We start from the raw sequence: 14,794 nt of genomic DNA, 5'->3' as shown, positions 1-14,794 counted from the left end.
AAACTGCATACCCAAACATGAAGACTACGCCAGAACACGATGAACGTATCGGCACCTTGACTTTTGGTTCGGTTTATCCGCATTACGTCGCGAAGGTGGAAAAGAAAGGGCGGACCGTTGATGAACTGCATGAGGTCATTACATGGCTCACCGGATTCGACGAGGCAAAGCTGCAAACGATGATCGACAATGGCGCTACGTTCAAGCAGTTCTTTGCAGCGGCAACACTTCATCCGAATGCAAACCTGATTAAAGGTGTTATATGCGGGTATCGTGTTGAGGAATTAGAAACACCCCTGACCCAACAGGTGCGATACCTGGATAAATTGGTGGACGAACTCGCCAAAGGACGCAAGATGGAGAAAATCTTGCGGACACCTTAACGCTCTTGCTGCTTTGGGTACAGCAGTTGCACTTTCAGTAATGCTGTGCAGATGTGTTGATTGGCTTGTTGTTAAAGGATAATGTTATTCTGTTAGTTTAAAACCCGAGCCTCATGAAGCACTTCGTACGCATTTTTTTCCTGTTATGCCTCGTTGTCCCAACAACACTGCAGGCACAAAACTTTCGTGCAGAAATCAAGCAGCCGAAGCTGGCTGCCCAGGCGGCGGCTGAAGATATGGTTGCCACCTTATTTACAAACCTGAAAGCCGGCAAAAGCCAGGAAATTGCTGAGTGGATTACGGGCCAGGTAGGGTATAATTGGGATGCAACGACAAAGGTACAACAGACCAACGAATTCAAGTCGCAACTGGATGTGATCTTAATCAGTCCGCCGGCGAGTTCCTATGGTGCGCTTGATAGCTATGACCTGATCGATGAAAGCTACTTGCCTGGGAGTGACCGTTATTTCAGGAGAACCTATATCAGCTACCATGAAGGTGCACCCCTTGTTTGGGAATTTCGGTTCTATGTCAAACCTGATGGGGGCACGGCATTAAACGCAATTCAGTGGGAAGGGAAAAATCCTTTCGAATACATGTCTACCGGAGATATGCTGCTTAACCGTTGGTACGATAATTAGGAGTTTGGAGGGTGGACGCCTGCGTGCAGTTCAGGAAGGCTATCACAAGCTCGTATCAAATGAAACAGTTCGTATTCATACTTTTTCTTGCCATCTTATCATCAGGCTGTGCTGCACTACATACGCCGCAAAGCGAAGTTTTGCTGTTTGAGCCCAATGTGGCCGATCGAAATAATGGGAAAGGATTTTCACTGAATTCATCCATCGTGAGTCGGAATATGCTTGCCTACGCGGTTGATACGCACAAGCATGAAGGAGCACGCGATGCACTGGCTAAACGGAATTACTACGGGATTTCTTTTTCCTACGCTCACCCCATGAAGCTGGGTGCATTCGGCGTAGCTTTGGGCAGTGGTGGTATTGGTCTCGACTATACATACGCGTACGCAGATAAAGTATTCATGACCCTTTCCGGGAATGCTGCGCAAAATGTAGCCGCAGTATTACAAATGCCCATCTATAAGAAAGAAAAGAGCGGCCTGGGTGTAGGTATATTCTATCGTAATGAACGACACGGCTTGTTGGAAAATTGCCGAGAGGGCTACTGCCTGGGTATTAACATTGGGGCCCATTACCGCATATCTGCAGTGGGGTTACAATTGGCGCAGTACTTTGATGATGATAAAGGACGTTTGCGTATCCGTTTTTCCCTTGGTTATTCTCCCGAACTGCGGGGTATAGTAGTTGTTGGCGGTTTGCACACTGGTTATCCACGATAAACCAGCCGCCGATACACATCAGGATAAACAGTCGCTCCTATCTACTAGCGCGTTCTCGAACGTGCCAGGGCTAGATCATTGAACTATTCAATCCAATACCTCCTACCCATGCCGATTTTAATACTCCCAATCATGATACTCTCACTGGCTTGGGGTGGTATGGGTGATGCTGTGTTGCCCAATCCTCCCGAAACCATGAAACTGTTTGATTTCAACACGATCGACGAAGCCTCCTGGCGTATTGTAAACGATGGCGTGATGGGGGGACGCTCAAAGGGGTATGTGTCGATTGAAGAAGGCGCGATGCAATTTACCGGCACATTGGTCACCCGGGGAGGAGGCTTCACCTCGGTTCGCGTTTTTAAATCGCTAAACATCGACGGATTTGATGGGCTTGAAGTGCGTGTTAGAGGGGGAGGCAGGACCTTCGAAGTTTCAGTTGATGATGGCACCCGATTTCGGGGAAGAACCGTTTCACGCCGGGCACCTTTTGAAACTACCGAGGAATGGACCTGGGTACGCGTACCATTCAGCGCACTTGGTACCACAATTTTTGGCCGGCCCGTACGCGCACCTGCCATTGACCTGACCAACGTTGGACGCATCGGCTTTTTCATCGCAGACGGGATTGATGGTCCTTTTCGCCTCGAAGTAGATGAAGTACGCGCCTATAAGGAAGATGCGGGATAGTTTGGTATCTTGTGACCCCAGCGCAACCTGAAGCGAGATGCCCAGGTCGCCAGCCAACTACGTCACGAGAACTTAATGCGCCTGCCCACTGCATATCTAGGCCTTGCTGCTGCTGCAGTTTTCATTATCGCATTCTTCGTTATTGCGATGCTGACGCCTGACTACGCCCTGTGGTATGACTATATCAGCAAGCTCGGCGCGCTTGGGCAACCGCTTGCGCCCTGGTGGAATGCAATTGGATTTGTGGTTGTGGGCATCCTGTTTTCTGCTTTTGGATGGACGTTTGGACGTACTATCAACGACCGTATTGTCGGCGGTTGTCTTGTTGCAGCCGGCCTTGGTTTTACCCTGGGCGCCATTCCCGCCGATTTTGCTAACGCAGATGCACCGCTATCAAAAGCCCACTTCGTTTCGATCTGCATCGCACTCGCAGGCTGGTGTTTTGCGCTTGCGCGGATGGGGCAGACAGGGCCGCTTGAGAAAAGTATGCGCATCGGGGCCAATATCGCCGGCGTTCTTGTTGTGCTTCCAATGGTTGGCACCGCGGCTAACCTTTTCACCGCACCTGTTGCACATCGACTTGTGCTTGTGGTTGTCTTTGGGTGGGTGATATTTGTATCGTTAAAACTCCTCAGTAAATCCCACCACGCGCGCATTTCGACTGGCAACGGTTGATGCAGGTTGGCTGTAGGACGTACGGTGCTGTTTGCACAATTTGTCGCCAGGTCCTATGGAAATTAATGTCTCACAAGAACGCGTGTTGCCAAATCAAATTGATGAGCTTGTCATGTTGGCACTTACTGAGGGGTTTCGAAATGTTTTGCGCTTACAGAATGAATTTGTATCGGGCGCGAATAGATTTAATAAACCTGGTGAAGCGCTGTTTGTGGCACGTTCGGGAGGGCAGTTGGCAGGTATTGTCGGCCTCAATGTTGATCCTTACGCATCTTCGGGTGAGGTTGGGAGAATCCGAAGACTTTTTGTGCACCCAGGGTTTAGACGTAAAGGTGTCGCATCAAGGTTAGTAGACGCCATCGAGACCGCGGCGGGCGGTCAATTTCACAAATTACGCCTTTACACCGACGCAAAAGGTGCGCGTGTCTTCTATGAAAAGCGGGGCTATTCAGTTGTGTCCGGGCAACAGAAAGTATCACATCAAAAGATGCTCTGCTTGTAATTCGCTGTTTAGACCTGCCGGCCTCCAAGGGGATAGGGGGAAATGATCTCAGACATAGGTGTCAACGCTGCGCCCGGAACGGCGATGCTTACCTGGCTGAGTACAGAATAACTAAAAATCATGAGCAAGTGGGACAACGAAACAGCTGAATGGTACGCGCAGCACTACGGCGAATACCCGACCAACAGGCTGGCAATTGAAGCGCTAACGCTCCCTGCTAAAGCTGATGTTGTGGATGTTGGTTGTGGTACCGGTGCGGCTTTGCGACATGCCGCCCAATACGTTACGGAGGGTAAATTGATCGGTATTGATCCGGTGCCTCGGATGGTAGAAATTGCCAAAGCGCATACGCAAGCTCACGCTGCTGCCGCAAGGATTACTTACCTGCAGGGGGCAGCTGAAAGCTTGCCGCTCAAGAATGCGTGCGCTGATGTGGTACTGGCCTTTGATTCGTTTGATCATTGGGTAGATAGAGCAAAGGGCCTGGCTGAGGTGTACAGGATACTGCGGAGAGATGGTGTGTTTGTAATTGTGAAAGACGGTGGGCTTCCCGGTGGTGCCGACGCACGTCAGCGGTTTGTTGATGCATTGGAAGTTGGAAGATTCTCCATCGCAAGCGAGCGGGAAATGAAAGAAGGGTCCGTGTCGTTTACTTTATGGGCATGTGTGATGCAAAAAGCGTCTGCATCTTGAGCATTACGAAGGCTCCGGCAGCGATGAAGCGCCACAACCAGTACATTGGAGCCAACCCATTCTTTAATCCATGTTAACATGCACATGTTCATTTGCCTTCACAGCCGCCAGAGCCTGTTGATGATGCTCCTGTTTTGCCTGTTGCCGGCTACAGCCGTCCTTGCACAAACAGCTGAAGAAACCCTCACCACGTTATTTACAGACGAATGGGAGGCAAGGTTAGCCGGCAATCCGGGGCTTGCAGCATCGATGGGAGATGTAGAGGCCGCTGGTCGAATCATCGATGTGTCACCAGCAGCCGTGGCGGCGCAGGCGCAACAAGATGCTCGATTTCTGGAACGCCTTGCTGCGATTTCTTACGAGGCGCTGTCCGATGAAAGCCGGCTGAATTACGACCTGTTCAAGTTCATTCTCGAAGATCGGGTGAGGGCAGCAGCACGTAAGGCCTGGCGTATTCCATTTTTGAGCGACAGTGGTTTTCATACGGCCCTTTCTGGCGCTGTGGAAAGTACGCGGGCAGACAATGAAGCACAGGTGGAAGCATACTTGCGCCGGCTTGCTGCCATCCCTGCGCATATCAACCAGCAAATCGACAACATGCGGGTAGGCCTCCGCGATGGATACACGCAGCCGGCAGCCATCATGGCCAAAATTGAACCGTCCTTTGCAGCGCTGGCTGTGGATGCCGTCGAAGAGAGCGTATTCTTTTCGCCGTTCCAGCGCCTGTCGGAAAACATCCCGGATGCACAACAAGCAGCGCTGACTGCACAGGGACGGGAAATCATCCAATCCAGGGTGCTGCCGGCATTTAAAACGCTTTACCAGTTCATCTCGCAGGAGTATACGCCGGCTGCCCGCACAACACTGGGTGCGTCGGACTTACCTGATGGCGAGGCGTATTATCAAAGCTTGATTGCATACTTCACAACACTGGATCTCACGGCAGCAGAAGTCCATGCCATCGGGCAACGCGAAGCCGCGCGCATTCGCGCTGAAATGGAAGCAATCATCGAAGAGGTGGAATTTGCTGGCACCTTTGCAGAATTCCTGTCATTTCTTCGTACAGATCCGCAGTTCTATGCCCAGTCAGCGCGCGAACTGTTAATGGAGGCGGCCTGGATTGCCAAGCGTACGGATGAAGTGATGCCGGCGTTCTTCAAAACCCTGCCCCGCGATCCTTACGGCGTCCGTGCTGTACCCGATGCGATTGCACCCAATTATACAACGGGCCGCTATTGGGGTGGCATCCCCGGTGTGCGAGGGGGTCTTTTTATGGTCAATACCTACAACCTGAAAGAACGGCCGTTGTACACGCTGCCCGCCCTTGCGCTGCATGAAGGGGTACCCGGACATCATCACCAGATTGCACTCAGTAAAGAACTGAAAAACGTGCCTGAATTTCGCCGCCGCTTTTATCTCAGCGCGTTTGGCGAAGGATGGGGACTCTATTGTGAACGCTTGGGCGAAGAAATGGGCATCTACGAAAATGCCTACGAGCGTTTTGGGCGACTGACATATGAAATGTGGCGCGCCGGCCGGCTCATTGTAGATACAGGCATCCACGCCATGGGCTGGACCCGCCAGCAAGCCGTCAACTTCTTTCTCGAAAATTCAGCCCTTGCCGAGCATAACATCAACACAGAGGTTGATCGGTATATTTCCTGGCCCGGACAGGCATTGGCGTACAAAATAGGGGAGCTGAAAATTGTCGAATTGCGTCAAAAAGCAGAGTCCGCGTTGGGTGACGCGTTTGATATCCGCGAATTCCACGACGCCATTTTGCGCAACGGTACCGTGCCGCTTGGTGTTATGGCGCATCAGGTAGACCGGTACATCGCAACGGCCAGCAAGTAAAGGTGACAACGGGTTGGCAGCCAGTGGACGTATCCTTGTCGGGTCTTGCCAATCAATTTATGCAAAGTCATGAAATTCAAACCTGAAGGGTATCCCAGTCTTGCGCCGTACGTCATTGCGGCTGGCGCTCAACGTGTAATTGACTTCCTCGCTGGTACGTTTGATGCCCGCGTTACCCGCCGGTACAATCGAGAAAGTGGCGTCATCAAGCACGCTGAAATACAGATCGATGATTCTATTGTGATGCTGGCTGATAGCACCGATACCATTCAGGCCTTTCCAGTTATATTACATGTGTATGTGCCCGATGTAGTTGAGGCATATACCCGCGCACTGGCTGCAGGTGGGACCAGCGTGCAAGCACCCAAGCTGGACGAAGATGCCGCTGAGCGCCGCTCCGGCGTCCGCGGCCCTGCCGGCAATACCTGGTACATGGCTACCCAACTGGGTTCGCCGGCGGCATAGCGTACAGCTAAGAGGAGAGGGCCTGTACAAGCCCTCCACTCGGCATTCGACACTCGGCAATCTGTAACTTTATCGACTGGAACCGGACTACATAGGGCCACCAATCATCACAGGTGTTCAACAAAATCCCAATGATCCGGTAACCCATTATGCAAAATTACGCTGACCTGCTTTTTGTAGACGATGTGCGCGCCTTGCAAGACCTTGATGGCACCGGAGAAAAATACGCCGCCGTCTACCCGTCTCGCACTGCAGAAGCGCTCGATGACGCGACGCTTGAGTTTATTGAAAGGCGTGAAAGCTTCTACATTGCTTCTGTATCGCCATCTGGTTGGCCTTATGTGCAACACCGTGGCGGTCCAAAAGGCTTCCTGAAGGCCACGGGCAAAAACCAGTTAGGGTTTGCTGACTACCGGGGCAACCGGCAATACGTCACGATGGGGCACGCGGTAAAGAACGACCGGGTCGCGTTGATTCTCATGGACTACGAATACCGCACCCGCCTCAAAATCCTGGGGCACCTGAAAATGGTTAAACTTGAAGATGCTGATCCTGCGGTTGTTGAACGATTAGAGACGCCAGGAGAAGGACGGGTCGAAAGAATCGCAACAATTGACGTTGTTGCCATCGACTGGAATTGTCCGCAGTACATCCCTCAACTGGTAAGTACGGATAAAGTGAAACTGTATGTTGATGCGCAACTCAAGGACATTGCTGCAGAAAATGAACGGCTAAAAGCAGAACTGGCGCTTTTAAAAAGCTGATAATCTCCAGCGCGTATCCTGCTAGTGTGTATGGGGCAAGGCGGGGGGGCCTTCGCTTACCCAGGCGGGGCAATGGGGCAATGGATGCTCTTGTGGACGGTTCTGATGTTCAACCAGTGAGATCATGTAGCCATGTGGCCCCTGATACCCGATGAATGGCAACCGGTGGTCTGCCTGAATGGCTGCCCAGGAGACGCCAATATCTTCGTTTTGCAAGTTTGGCGCGTAGAACATCAAGTGGGGTGGAAACCAGGCGAGGCTATCCGTGCTCGGGTTATACGGCCGATTGTAATGGGATAACATGTACGCAATGCCAGGCCGCTGTGGGGAGACAAATTTACCCGATTCAAATCCGGCTTTGACTTCGCTATTGATATCGGCAACCGGCATGCCTTGCATGAGACGCTCGCCTACATGCAGAATTTTGGGGATAATCGTGGCGCTGCCTTCTGCATCAAAACACGTGGGTTTGAGGACGCGCGGGTGGTCTCGATTTACAATGCAGGAAAAGCCATTGGTGCCGGCGTTAATTTTTATGTACCCATCTTCCCGCAAGGCATAAACGGTAGCCTCAGGCCTGAGATGGACGGGTGCTGCGCTGAGCGCCAGGTCTTCTTCGCAAGCCATAGGGAGGACGTCGGGCCGGCTGTTTGGGGCGGTAGATTGGGCCATTGCCGGCGAGGCCAATAAGCAAAAAGCCATCATACAAAAAGACGTAGCGAGAAAGTTGATACGGGTACGCATCGCTGTGCTGTGTTTTGGTGAGTAGTAGTTGGATGAAGATAGCGGTACAGCCGGTGCACTGCGTAGACCGGTTTTTAGCGAATGAAGGTACCGGTTGGTACTGTGAATTTCCGCCTGAAGGCGTTTGAGACGCAAACCTTTTGGGGTTCTTTCGTAGGGATAGATTTATCCAAATTGTTCACCCCATGTACCCACCAATATGATGCGCACCCTTCCTGTTCTTTTGTTGATGCTGTTTGCAGGCTGTACCGAATCTACCACAGATCCTGAGCTAACTGATTCGGGTGTTTCTTCAAGTGAAACCATGCAAACGGATTTGTTCAGTTTTGACGCCGGCGGCAACAAGCTGGTGGGGATGCTGGATAGCCCGGAGGATCAGGAGGCCACTGCTACCATTATCCTGGTGCACGGGTATGGCGCAACCAACGTGGTCGAGCAAAACTGGTATTACAACCTGCGCACGCGGTTTGCCGGGCTTGGCATCAATACCCTGGTGTGGGATAAACCCGGGTGTGGACAGAGTGAAGGGAAATTTGATATCAACCAACCGGTTGAAAGTAGCGCCGCAGAAGTGGTCGCTGCCGTACGTGCGCTACAAGACCGCAATGTTAAAGGGAGTGATAAAATTGGATTATGGGGGATAAGCCGCGCTGGCTGGATTGCTCCCCTCGCTATGCAGGCTGAGCCGGCCATTGATTTCTGGATTTCGGTTAGTGGCACAGACGACAAAGAAAATGCCCGCTACCTGCTGGCATCTAATTTTCCTATAGAAGGGCGGACGGCTGAAGAAACAGAGCAGTTGGTCGGGGAGTGGCAGGCACAATTTAACACCGGTTGGCAAGACGCTACCTATCAGGAGTATCTGGATGCCGCGCCCAACCTGCGTGCTGATCCATTTATCGCGCTTCTGGGATGGAACGGTGTCGCTACCGAAGCAGAATTTCTGGCGTATAAAGCCGGCTATGAGGCAGGAGCCTTTGTTGTGGATGAGCAGACTGAATTGGAAGTGTACGTGCCTGACTTCCGGCAATTGCTGGCTTCCCTTGATAAACCGGTGCTTGCTTTGTTTGGCGAAAAAGACACAAACGTAGACTGGCGCAGCACCGCCCGGCTTTACCGGCAAACGATCGGTGAAAACCCCAACGCTGCCCTCTCCATCCAAACCTTTCCCGATGCCAACCACAACATGCGGCAAAGCAAAACGGGCGGCGTCCGAGAGATGCAGGCGCAAGATGGTAACACGCCATACGCGGAAGGCTATCACGAGGCAATGCTCAACTGGCTGGTGGCTGAAGGTTTTGGTCGGCCATCTGCCAGCGCTGCCCCCTAAATCGTGTGATTTGTAATTGTGTTTTTGTTAAAGTACTTTGCTTTGTAAAGTGGCGTGCTTTAATAGAACCTTCGATGCCATGAAAACGCATACCAGTGCCTACAAGTACGCTTTCGGACTGCTGATAGCCTGCAGCCTGTTTATTATCTGGATGAATCTGGCTGTCGGCATTATTGGTGACTCGGACGATCCGGCGAACCTGATGTATGTGGGTGTCCTGGCCATTGGTTTGGTGGGGGCACTTATGGTGCGCTTTAAACCCATCGGCATGATGTATACTGCGTTTGTAATGGCAAAATTCCTCGTCATCGTGCCGATTGTGGCGATTGGAATGGGCCGGCATCTTGATGGGAGTACGCCACCACTTGCTACCTTCATCATTTTGCATTTGGTTTTCATTGCTTGTTTATTCGTCGCGGGCTTGTGCTTTCGGCGCGCTGCAGCCGAAGAACGCCTGTCGGACCGATGACCGGGGGAGTCAAATAACAACGAATACAACCCTATGTTGATAACTACGTAAAAGCAAACACGTTACTTCTGCTCACTGTATTCTACCTTTTGTTGTTTAGAAATGCCTATGCGATTCTTTAAAACGTATCGTTTGTTGCCAGTGCTTCTCGCACTTCTTGTATTAATTTTGCCGGCATGCAAAAGTGAGTTAACATCCCAAACCGAAGCTGTTCAATCCTACTACGCTGGCCTGAATGCGGGCGATTTTCAGCAGGTAACGGCCTTAATGGCCGACACTTTTGTCGTGATTGAAGGAGACTTTACCCGAAAACAATCAAGAGCGGATCACTACACGATGTTTCAGTGGGATTCTGTATTTGCGTCTACCTACGACATCAAAAACCTGGAGCAAGTTGACGCAGGCATTCGTGTTCGCGTTGCTTCGTCATCTGTGCGCTACGCCTATCTGAAAAACAATCCCTTGGCGTGTGAAATGACGTTTTCATTCCAGGACCGTAAAATCAACAAGCTGTTGGTAGGTGAATGCCCAGAGGCGGATTGGGGCCTATGGGAAGCCCGTCGCGATTCCATGGTGGCGTGGATTGATTCAAACCATACCCATCTGTCAGGCTTTATCTACGATCTGACTAAAGAAGGCGCAGAGCAATATCTAGAGGCAATGAGCCTGTACGAAAGCCGCATCGAATAAAAGCATGAAGTCGTTTGATTTGGATAAGACAATAGAGATCCTGGCACGGACGCCGGCTGTGCTGGAGCAATGGCTGGCGGGTTTGTCGGATAGCTGGTTGCTTGTAAACGAAGGCCCGGATACATGGAGTCCGTTTGATGTAGTGGGCCACCTGATTCATGGAGAAAAAACCGACTGGATCCCGCGCGCCAAACACATATTGGCAGGCAACCCGACACCTTTCCCTGCCTTTGACCGCTTTGCGCAATTCGAAGAATCAAAAGGTAAAACTATCGACGATTTGTTGGCTAGCTTCAAGGCGTTACGGCATACAAACATCCGGCACCTGGTTGCTATGCATCTGGCGCCGGCTGACCTCCAGCGCACTGGAATACACCCTGATTTTGGTGAAGTGACGCTGCAACAACTACTGGCAACCTGGGTGGCGCATGACTTGAGCCATATTCGTCAAATCGCCCGTGTCATGGCAAAACAGTACAGCAACGAGATCGGCCCCTGGCGCGCATATCTGCCGGTTATAGAAGAGTAGCAACCGGTTCGGTAAGCATCTTTTATGCCTCCTACACCCGGTAAATAGTCTGGATAATTTATGAAGCGTCTGATCCAAAAAATAGAAAAAAAACTGCACGCTGAAAGCCTGGTCGATAACATGAGTAGGCTCTTGTCTGGTTCTGAACTAAACTCTTTTCTGTTAGCACTTTTCAAAAAGCGGGTGGCGCAGCTGACACCTACCGATGTGTTGCAGCTTGCCCGGACCAACAGGTTTTGTGATGCTGCGCAAATTGACCCGATTGCCTACAAAGAAGTGGAGATATCATGGCTCAAACAGGCTGAACAGATAGGATTTACTGCTGTCCAGTTATCGCCTGTGGCGCCATTGGGGAGTAGTGCCGCATTTGGCTGTGTTGATCAAAACAACGTAGTAAGCGCCTTGCGGGGCGTAGAAGTTGTTTCTGATGCAACCAATGTACTGGCGCTTAAAATTGCTGATGCGTTGCGCAAGACGCCGGTGATGGTAAAGCAGTATTGTACAACACATCAGCACGTACGGAGCCAATATTTTGACAATCCCACCTTCTCTGCCCACTTCGGTTTGTTTTGTATGGTTTCGGGAGGACGCGAGAAAAACCCTGCACAATTTGAACAAGCGTTAGTCGACAAACACCTGCAGTTTCATTGTGACCAGGTAGTCAAATATTTTGAGCAAAACGAGCTTTCCCTGGATTTCTATGTGACGCCGACCTGGAAAGAACAGGTTAAGACCACACAGCAGATGATATCCAGTAGGTATCCTGAGATTCGTATACAAGTGGAAGACCGTGACCCGGCCAATGGGTATTACGAAGGAATCCAGTTCAAGATTTTTTTAGAAGAGGATGGCGCGCGCATAAACCTGTCCGATGGCGGACTTGTAAACTGGACGCAACAATTGTTGGCGGACAAAAAGCAGCGGCTCTGCATAAGTGGCGCAGGGCTGGAGCGGATCCATAAAATCGAACGCAGTCGCCACAACGCTGACCCAAATACCGGATTTTGAAATCATAGCTGAAATGCACACACGATATGGTACTTCCCAATTTTATATATAACCCCAGCCCCATAAATTCACTCCTCACTCCTCACTCCTCACTCCTCACTCCTCACTCCATGTCGCCCAATCAAAGCTATTCCTCCGAAATACAGATTGCTACATCTCCGGCACAGGTCTACACCGCAATCACCTTGCACATCAATGCCTGGTGGACTACACGCGCCAATGAAGCGTCGCAGGTCGGTGACCAACTTACCGTCCGTTTTGAGGAAGGAACCTCGTGGCAGATGGAAGTGACCAGCGCAGAACCCGAACGTCTACTGGCCTGGCATGTTACCGAGGCCATCCATAATCTCACCAGTTTATCAAAAAGTGACGAGTGGGAAGGGACAACAATAGTATGGGAAATTTCAGCTGCCTCAGAGGGAAGTCATGTCACGTTTACACACAACGGACTTGTGCCGTCGCTGGAATGTTATGATATTTGCGAGCAGGGATGGGACTACTTCCTTGGCAGTTTAAAGCAATTTTTGGAAACGGGCACTGGAAGCCCGTTTAAACCCTGAAACTTCCGGTTTGATTACTATGAGTCTGATAGATTTTCTAATAGGATTCTTTTTGATGAATGCCATGCCCCACTTTGTGCTGGGCACCTGGAAAGCACAAATGTTTAGTGCGTTTGGTTTTGGCAATTTGCAAAATATTGCCTACGGCTTGTTGCAGGGCACCATTGCACTGGGGCTCTTTCTCTGGGAATACGGGATTGAAGGCTTGACCGAAAATGGTATTTTTGCCGGCGCACTCCTGATTCTTGTCATTTACTTTATCACCGGCCGGTTTTTCTACAAGCTTTTCAATACACCGGACCCCGCATGATGCAGGATACCACCCGTTTGCAAGGTAAGATGCCGTGATAGCTGCACTTTTCCCTCGATCAGATTATCCTGCACTTGATCAGCATACGTATTTAAACCAGGCATCACTCGGGTTGATTGGGCAGCCAGCGGCGCAGGCCATGCACACGTTTCTGGATGAAATTGGCCGGCATGGTAATCTCAACATGACCGACAAGGAAGAAGTCGATTTTTTTGAGTCTTTGCGTGAGCGTGGGGCACGGTTGCTACGTTGCAAGCCATCACAATTGGCGATTCTTGCATCAGCAAGCGAAATGCTTGGGCAACTGCCGTTTTTATTGCGGCCCCCAAAAGGGAGCAACATTGTGCTGGTTTCCAGCGACTTTCCCGCGATTACCCGCCCCTGGATTCAATACGCAATTGCCAGCGACTGTGAACTGGTATTTGTTGAGGACAGGGCATCTGAAAACCTGACAGACACGCTGGAAAACGCGATTGGCAAAGAGACGCGGGTTGTAGCGATAAGTGCTGTACAATTTGCCACCGGATCGGTTGTAGACATCCCACGCCTTCGTCGTGCAACGGCGCGTGTTAATGCGCAGCTGGTTATTGATGCAACCCAGATGGCCGGCGCAATGCCTGTAGATGCAGCGGAGTGGGGGGCAGATGCCGTGGTGACGAGCGGTTACAAATGGCTGGGTGGGCACGGCGGTGTTGCGCTGGCAGCATTATCTTCAGCTCTCCTCAAAAAAGACCCATTGTTACCGGGCTGGATGGGGACACCAGAGCCCTTTGCTTTCGACGCAACTCGAAGTCCGTTTGCACCTGATGCGCGCCGATTTACCCAATCGACGATGTCGTACGTCTCAATTGCCGGCCTTTGTAAAGCACTGGATCAGTTGAAGAGCATAGGGGAAGCACGTCTGGTGCGTCACGCGCAAGCGCTATCGTTAGCACTTGTAGCCGGCGCACATCCGTATGGCTGGCGTCCGTTTCATCCACACGCTACTTCCGGTGCGGCTCCGCATATCATTTCACTTGCGCATGACACGATAGATGCAGTAGCAGCGGTTGAAACACTTCGTAAACAGCACATTGTTTGTAGCGCCCGTAATGGGCGCATAAGGGTCTCCATCGCCCCTTATACAGATACCAAGGATATAGACAGGCTAATCAACGGGTTAAGTAAGATTCATTCTTGATGCCATAAAGTGATGGCTTACTTGGATCATCTAGGTATTGTGTGGGTAGTATGCCTAGATGATATAGGCAAAAGGGTTCAACATGCTTTCACGAGAATTGACCGCAGCCTCAGCTAAGCCCATGGTTTTAGCCATATTAAGCCGGGGAGAGAGCTACGGTTACGAAATTATCCAACGCGTTAAACGCCTTTCAAACGAGCAGATTGTATGGTCGGAAGGGGCGTTGTATCCGGTCCTGCACAGATTGGAAAGACAGGGATTGATTCAATCGGTCTGGCGAAAGTCCGAGAAAGGTCGGAAACGTAAATATTACCTGATCACGGAAGCCGGCGTGAAAGAGCTCGCGGATGCGCAAAGGCAATGGGGTCTTACCAACGATGTTATGAGTAAGCTATGGGGGCCAAACTTATGTTTAGAATAGAAGATGCGCTGGCTTCGTGGCGGGCCAGTTTTAGTAACCGGAGTGCAATTTCAAATGCACAATTTGAGGAATTGGAAACACATATTATGGAGGCATTTGATTCCGGCATTGCAGACGGGATGTCACCATCAGCGGCATTTGAACAGGCGATAGCTAATATCGGGAGG

Annotated in this window: 21 protein-coding genes; 20 read left to right on the top strand and 1 reads right to left on the bottom strand. The window is 51.0% G+C overall.

Going from position 1 to position 14,794, the window contains the following annotated elements; genetic code table 11:
* The first annotated feature begins 17 nt into the window (after positions 1–17).
* From AAF564_03740 to AAF564_03695, 10 genes are all read left to right on the top strand, one after another.
* Positions 18–383: a DUF2200 domain-containing protein gene (locus AAF564_03740; GenBank protein ID MEM8484631.1), complete on the top strand. Its 366-nt coding sequence runs from the start codon at positions 18–20 to the stop codon at positions 381–383.
* 113 nt (positions 384–496) lie between these two features.
* The gene (locus AAF564_03735) at positions 497–1,024 is read left to right on the top strand and encodes a hypothetical protein (protein ID MEM8484630.1); all 528 of its coding nucleotides are present in this window, start codon (positions 497–499) and stop codon (positions 1,022–1,024) included.
* A gap of 59 nt (positions 1,025–1,083) precedes the next feature.
* Positions 1,084–1,743, top strand: coding sequence for a hypothetical protein (locus AAF564_03730; protein MEM8484629.1), 660 nt, complete (start codon positions 1,084–1,086; stop codon positions 1,741–1,743).
* A gap of 132 nt (positions 1,744–1,875) precedes the next feature.
* On the top strand, positions 1,876–2,433 hold the full coding sequence (locus tag AAF564_03725) for a CIA30 family protein (protein ID MEM8484628.1): 558 nt from the start codon (positions 1,876–1,878) through the stop codon (positions 2,431–2,433).
* A gap of 75 nt (positions 2,434–2,508) precedes the next feature.
* On the top strand, positions 2,509–3,108 hold the full coding sequence (locus AAF564_03720) for a DUF998 domain-containing protein (GenBank protein MEM8484627.1): 600 nt from the start codon (positions 2,509–2,511) through the stop codon (positions 3,106–3,108).
* 55 nt (positions 3,109–3,163) lie between these two features.
* Entirely contained in the window at positions 3,164–3,610 is a 447-nt protein-coding gene (locus AAF564_03715) for a GNAT family N-acetyltransferase (GenBank protein ID MEM8484626.1), read from the top strand.
* A 120-nt stretch (positions 3,611–3,730) separates the two neighbouring features.
* On the top strand, positions 3,731–4,303 hold the full coding sequence (locus AAF564_03710; protein ID MEM8484625.1) for a class I SAM-dependent methyltransferase: 573 nt from the start codon (positions 3,731–3,733) through the stop codon (positions 4,301–4,303).
* Positions 4,304–4,387: 84 nt separating this feature from the next.
* Positions 4,388–6,157: a DUF885 family protein gene (locus AAF564_03705; GenBank protein MEM8484624.1), complete on the top strand. Its 1,770-nt coding sequence runs from the start codon at positions 4,388–4,390 to the stop codon at positions 6,155–6,157.
* Between the two features lie 69 nt (positions 6,158–6,226).
* Complete coding sequence (locus AAF564_03700) at positions 6,227–6,622, top strand: VOC family protein (GenBank protein MEM8484623.1); 396 nt, start codon at positions 6,227–6,229, stop codon at positions 6,620–6,622.
* Between the two features lie 149 nt (positions 6,623–6,771).
* Positions 6,772–7,386, top strand: a complete 615-nt coding sequence (locus AAF564_03695) for a pyridoxamine 5'-phosphate oxidase family protein (protein MEM8484622.1) — start codon at positions 6,772–6,774, stop codon at positions 7,384–7,386.
* A gap of 21 nt (positions 7,387–7,407) precedes the next feature.
* Here AAF564_03695 and AAF564_03690 read toward each other — a convergent pair whose 3' ends face one another.
* A complete protein-coding gene (locus AAF564_03690) occupies positions 7,408–8,130 on the bottom strand; it encodes a hypothetical protein (protein ID MEM8484621.1) in 723 nt (240 codons plus the stop codon).
* A gap of 199 nt (positions 8,131–8,329) precedes the next feature.
* Here AAF564_03690 and AAF564_03685 point away from each other — a divergent pair, with 199 nt between their 5' ends.
* The 10 genes from AAF564_03685 to AAF564_03640 form a co-directional block, all read left to right on the top strand.
* Positions 8,330–9,460 (top strand): alpha/beta hydrolase, encoded by a 1,131-nt coding sequence (locus AAF564_03685; GenBank protein ID MEM8484620.1) that lies wholly within the window; start codon positions 8,330–8,332, stop codon positions 9,458–9,460.
* Positions 9,461–9,539: 79 nt separating this feature from the next.
* Positions 9,540–9,929 carry a hypothetical protein gene (locus AAF564_03680; protein MEM8484619.1) on the top strand — a complete coding sequence of 130 codons (390 nt, stop codon included), beginning with the start codon at positions 9,540–9,542 and terminating at the stop codon, positions 9,927–9,929.
* Positions 9,930–10,037: 108 nt separating this feature from the next.
* Positions 10,038–10,619 carry a hypothetical protein gene (locus AAF564_03675; GenBank protein MEM8484618.1) on the top strand — a complete coding sequence of 194 codons (582 nt, stop codon included), beginning with the start codon at positions 10,038–10,040 and terminating at the stop codon, positions 10,617–10,619.
* A gap of 4 nt (positions 10,620–10,623) precedes the next feature.
* On the top strand, positions 10,624–11,148 hold the full coding sequence (locus AAF564_03670) for a DinB family protein (GenBank protein MEM8484617.1): 525 nt from the start codon (positions 10,624–10,626) through the stop codon (positions 11,146–11,148).
* Between the two features lie 60 nt (positions 11,149–11,208).
* On the top strand, positions 11,209–12,156 hold the full coding sequence (locus tag AAF564_03665; GenBank protein MEM8484616.1) for a hypothetical protein: 948 nt from the start codon (positions 11,209–11,211) through the stop codon (positions 12,154–12,156).
* A 110-nt stretch (positions 12,157–12,266) separates the two neighbouring features.
* Positions 12,267–12,716 (top strand): SRPBCC domain-containing protein, encoded by a 450-nt coding sequence (locus AAF564_03660; GenBank protein MEM8484615.1) that lies wholly within the window; start codon positions 12,267–12,269, stop codon positions 12,714–12,716.
* A gap of 19 nt (positions 12,717–12,735) precedes the next feature.
* Entirely contained in the window at positions 12,736–13,026 is a 291-nt protein-coding gene (locus AAF564_03655) for a hypothetical protein (protein ID MEM8484614.1), read from the top strand.
* 34 nt (positions 13,027–13,060) lie between these two features.
* A complete protein-coding gene (locus tag AAF564_03650) occupies positions 13,061–14,206 on the top strand; it encodes an aminotransferase class V-fold PLP-dependent enzyme (GenBank protein MEM8484613.1) in 1,146 nt (381 codons plus the stop codon).
* Between the two features lie 82 nt (positions 14,207–14,288).
* Positions 14,289–14,627 carry a PadR family transcriptional regulator gene (locus tag AAF564_03645; protein ID MEM8484612.1) on the top strand — a complete coding sequence of 113 codons (339 nt, stop codon included), beginning with the start codon at positions 14,289–14,291 and terminating at the stop codon, positions 14,625–14,627.
* The coding region (locus tag AAF564_03640) for a permease prefix domain 1-containing protein (GenBank protein ID MEM8484611.1) at positions 14,615–14,794 on the top strand (180 nt) is incomplete at its 3' end. The genes AAF564_03645 and AAF564_03640, both read left to right, overlap by 13 nt.

Source organism: Bacteroidota bacterium (assembly GCA_039111535.1).
Lineage (GTDB): Bacteria > Bacteroidota > Rhodothermia > Rhodothermales > JAHQVL01 > JBCCIM01.
Note: the sequence above shows the minus strand (reverse complement) of the source record. Positions and strands in the feature narration are given on the sequence as shown.